We start from the raw sequence: 611 nt of genomic DNA on the forward strand, positions 1-611 counted from the left end.
GTTTTTTTTTATTTATTGTTTACAACGTAGTGTTTACTTCTTAGCGGTAAGCGCGGCTTCGTCTTCTCTAGCGAAGGTCTGCAGCAGTTCCTCCTTCTTGGCGGCAATACGTTCCTCGCGGCGCTTGCGTGCCTCCTTCACTTTATTGCGGCGGGCCTCAGCCTGGTCGCTAAGCATCTTCGTCCTGGCCTTCTCAGCCTTCTTCCTGTGGATGTACTCCATGAGCACACGCTTGTTCTTGAACACATTACCCTTCGCCTTCATGTAGAGTGAGTGGTATAGATGCCTGTCAATCTTCTTGGCAGTTCTGTACTTCAGGAGCAATTTTCTTAGAACCCTTTGTCTTTGTACCCATAGTTCCTTCTGTGGCATACGCGCATTTGCAGTACCTCTTCTCTTACCAAAGCCACAGTGACGACCCTTTCTACGTGCCTCTGTGTTTTTGCGGACACGGGCACGGGAGTGGACTGCTACAGGTTTCTTGATGACGAGACCATCCTTGATCATCTTACGGATGTTCTGTCTGGAGTTGGTGTTTGCGATCTCATTGATTTCATTTGGATCCAACCACACCTTCTTTTTACCACATCGCATAACAGAGGCTGCAAGCC

1 protein-coding gene is annotated in these 611 nt (G+C 48.6%); it reads right to left on the minus strand.

The genetic code is table 11. The annotated features are described in order from the left end of the window. Positions 1 to 33: 33 nt before the first annotated feature. On the minus strand, positions 34 to 611 hold a 578-nt coding region (locus F0L68_RS45820; protein WP_149855400.1), incomplete at its 5' end, for a 50S ribosomal protein L19e.

It is taken from the genome of Solihabitans fulvus (assembly GCF_008386585.1).
GTDB classification, from domain to species: Bacteria; Actinomycetota; Actinomycetes; order Mycobacteriales; family Pseudonocardiaceae; genus Solihabitans; species Solihabitans fulvus.